Here is a 2,213-nt window from a genome sequence, read left to right as displayed (position 1 = left end):
ACGGTCATGCCGCCGCCGTGGTCGCCGACGTCCGGCAGCAGCCACGGCGGCGGCATGACCGTCGGCGTCGTGGACCAGCTCGCCCTCGCCGAGTTCCTGGCCTCCGGCGCCTACGACCGCCAGGTCCGCGCCGCCCGCCTGCGCTACCGCCGCCGCCGGGACGCCCTCGTACGGGCCCTGGCCGACGGAGCGCCCCACGTCCGCGTCACCGGCATCGCGGCCGGACTGCACGCCGTACTCGAACTGCCCCCCGGAACCGAGCAGTCGGTCCAGCGGTCGGCCACCTGGCAGGGGCTCCTCGTCAAGGGCCTGGGCCACTTCCGCCACCCCGGCGTCACCGACCCCGTCGGCGACGCCCTCGTCGTCGGCTACGCCACCCCGCCCGACCACGCCTGGACCGGCACCCTGGACGCGCTGCTCCGCGCCCTGCCGTGAGCGAGCACCCCCACGGACGGGCCCCGCTTGTGGAACTTCCGTGACCGCCGAACGGACGTATCCCGGCACAAGGTGACAAACCCTCAGCGTCAACGCGCCCCGAACCGGGGGCTCCTGTGCGGCTCGCCCCGGCGGTCTCTAGGCTGTCCGCCGCGAGCCGGGCGACACGGACACGGTCCGGCGCGACACGAGGGGGAGCGAAAGGCATGGCGCAGACACGGCGACGGCTGCGGTCCAGCACGGTGGTGCTGGGCGGCATGGGAGTGCTCGCGGCGGCACTGTCGGCCTGCGGGTCCGACCCGGACCGGCGGTGCGTGGACCGCGACAGCTACACCCTCGGCGACGGGTACAAGGTCGTCTCCGACAAGAACTGCTCCAGCGGCTCCTCCGGCTCCGTCGGCAAGGGCCGGTCCCGCGCCGCCGACGCCGACTGGTACTACGACGCCGACGTCAGCAGCGGCTACGCCGACAACGGCACCTTCAGCCGCAGCGAGGCCGTCGACCGCGGCGGCTTCGGCTGCTCCGGCAGCGGCGGGGGCTGAGCCGCCGTGGAACGGCGCACCACCGAGCCCCGCCCCGGCTGGCAGCAGACCGTGGAGGAGCAGGGGCTCATCTACCCGCTCACCCGCTACCCCGACGACTCCCTGCGCCCCTACTGGGACGAGAGCGCCTACTACGTCTTCGGCCTGGACGAGGTCGAGGCGCTGGAGGAGACCGTCGAGGAACTGCACGCGATGAGCCTGGCCGCCGCCGAGCACATCGTCACCGAGGGCCGCTTCGCCGACCTCGGCATCACCGACCCGCGGGTCGTCGACGCCGTCACCGAGTCCTGGCGCCGCAGGGACGAACTGCCGTCCCTGTACGGCCGCTTCGACCTCCGCTACGACGGCACGGGCCCGGCGAAACTGCTGGAGTACAACGCGGACACCCCGACCTCGCTGGTGGAGGCGGCCTCCCCGCAGTGGTTCTGGATGGAGGAGCGCTTCCCCGGCGCCGACCAGTGGAACTCCCTGCACGAACGGCTGATCGACGCCTGGAAGAAGCAGTCCGCGCTGCTCCCGCCGGGCAGCCCGCTGTACTTCGCCCACACCGCCGGCGACGAGTCCGGCGAGGACCTGATGACCGTCGCCTACCTCAAGGAGACCGCCGAGCAGGCAGGCCTGGAGACCGACTGGCTGTCCATGGAGGAGATCGGCTGGGACCGCCTCTCCGGCCGCTTCGTCGACAACCGCCTGCGGTTCATCCGCAGCATCTTCAAGCTGTACCCGTGGGAGTGGCTGACCACCGACCGCTTCGCCGGTCATGTGCTCGACACCCTCGACAACGGCGGCGGCACCGGCTCCACCCTGTGGATCGAACCCGCCTGGAAGATGCTGCTCAGCAACAAGGCGCTGCTGGCGGTCCTCTGGGAGCTCAACCCCGGCCACCCCAACCTCCTTCCCGCGTATCTCGACGGCCCCCGCGAACTCGCCGGCACCACCGGCTGGGTCGCCAAGCCGCTGCTGGGCCGCGAGGGGGCCGGCGTCACCGTGCACGAGGCCGGCACCGCGCCGGCGCCCCGCGACGAACCCTGCTGCTACCAGCAGCTCGCACCGCTGCCCGACTTCGACGGCAACCGCGTCGTCCTCGGCACCTGGGTGGTGGAGCACGAGGCCGCCGGCCTCGGCATCCGCGAGTCCTCCGGTCTGGTCACCGACGGATACGCCCGCTTCCTGCCCCACGTCATCCTCTGATCCCCCCCGAGTCCTCCGAGTCCCCCGAGTCCTCCGAGTCCTCCG

Annotated in this window: 2 protein-coding genes and 1 pseudogene; all 3 read left to right on the top strand. The window is 72.6% G+C overall.

Features of this window, described 5'->3' with window-relative positions; genetic code table 11:
* A pseudogene (locus CCN29_RS13590) lies at nucleotides 1-435 on the top strand (PLP-dependent aminotransferase family protein); the annotation flags it as partial.
* A 206-nt stretch (nucleotides 436-641) separates the two neighbouring features.
* Entirely contained in the window at nucleotides 642-977 is a 336-nt protein-coding gene (locus CCN29_RS13585) for a hypothetical protein (RefSeq protein ID WP_006133494.1), read from the top strand.
* A gap of 6 nt (nucleotides 978-983) precedes the next feature.
* Nucleotides 984-2,168: a glutathionylspermidine synthase family protein gene (locus CCN29_RS13580; RefSeq protein ID WP_086682012.1), complete on the top strand. Its 1,185-nt coding sequence runs from the start codon at nucleotides 984-986 to the stop codon at nucleotides 2,166-2,168.
* Nucleotides 2,169-2,213 lie beyond the last annotated feature (45 nt).

The organism is Streptomyces pseudogriseolus, assembly GCA_002154585.1.
In the GTDB taxonomy this organism is placed as follows: domain Bacteria; phylum Actinomycetota; class Actinomycetes; order Streptomycetales; family Streptomycetaceae; genus Streptomyces; species Streptomyces pseudogriseolus.
The sequence above is the reverse complement of the archived record's forward strand: the minus strand, read 5'-3'. Positions and strand labels throughout refer to the sequence as shown.